The 1,040-nt window shown below is 51.4% G+C and carries 1 protein-coding gene and 2 pseudogenes; all 3 read left to right on the forward strand.

The features are described from left to right. Positions 1–178, forward strand: a pseudogene (locus ACTG34_RS13830) (urea ABC transporter permease subunit UrtC); the annotation flags it as partial. Next, positions 175–915 carry an urea ABC transporter ATP-binding protein UrtD gene (gene urtD, locus ACTG34_RS13835; RefSeq protein WP_439105446.1) on the forward strand — a complete coding sequence of 247 codons (741 nt, stop codon included), beginning with the start codon at positions 175–177 and terminating at the stop codon, positions 913–915. The pseudogene ACTG34_RS13830 and the gene urtD, both read left to right, overlap by 4 nt. A gap of 3 nt (positions 916–918) precedes the next feature. Next, positions 919–1,040, forward strand: a pseudogene (locus ACTG34_RS13840) (ABC transporter ATP-binding protein); the annotation flags it as partial.

Below are 1,040 nucleotides of genomic sequence, written 5' to 3' on the forward strand. Positions count from 1 at the left end.
ATGGGTGGATTGGTGGCAGGTTCTATTAGGCTTGTCGTTTGTGTTGGTGACGCTGTTCGCGCCTAAGGGGATTGGTGGTTTGATCGATCTGGTATCAGGGCGTTTGTCACCCAACCGCCGCGGGGCGGCACTTGGGCCTGACGCGGGTGCGTTGCGTCAAGAGGAGGCAAAAAAATGAGCCAGCTTTTAGAAGTTTCCGGCGTTTGTGTCTCCTTTGACGGGTTTCGCGCCATCAACAACTTGTCATTCTCTATCGGTCATGCCGAAATGCGCGCTATCATTGGCCCGAATGGTGCCGGCAAAACTACGTTCATGGATATTGTCACGGGCAAAACGAAACCGGATGAGGGATCGGTTTTGTGGGGGGATTTATCACGCAATCTCGTCGGCATGAATGAGGCCAAAATTGCCCGCATGGGGATCGGTCGAAAGTTCCAACGCCCCACCGTGTTTGAGGATCAATCGGTTTTCGACAACCTGCTGATGGCCGTCAAAAACGATCGCTCGCCCTTGGCAGTTTTGTTTTTTAAGCCCAAGTTTGCGGATATCGCAAAGGTTGAGGAATTGGCCGCTGAAATTGGTCTGCAGGAGCACCTGCCACGCAAATCCGGCGAGTTGTCTCATGGCCAAAAGCAGTGGTTGGAGATTGGAATGCTGTTGGCACAAGATCCAAAATTGTTGCTTGTCGACGAACCCGCCGCGGGCATGACATTGGGAGAGCGAGAACAGACAACGGATATTTTGAAAGAAGCGGCGAAAACACGTGCGGTTGTTGTGGTGGAACACGATATGGAATTCGTTCGCCGCCTTGAGTGCAAGGTGACCGTACTTCACGAAGGATCTGTTTTGGCCGAAGGCTCACTTGATCACGTCACACAAAACAAAGACGTCATCGACGTCTATCTTGGGAGATAATCGATGTTGGATGTGCAAAACCTGTCTCTCCATTATGGCGGCTCTCAAATTCTTTACGATGTCGATATCACCGCCAAAGCGGGAGAAGTGACGTGCATTATGGGTACGAATGGCGTTGGAAAAAC

The sequence above is a fragment of the Celeribacter marinus genome, assembly GCF_965656515.1.
Classification (GTDB): Bacteria; Pseudomonadota; Alphaproteobacteria; order Rhodobacterales; family Rhodobacteraceae; genus Celeribacter; species Celeribacter marinus_D.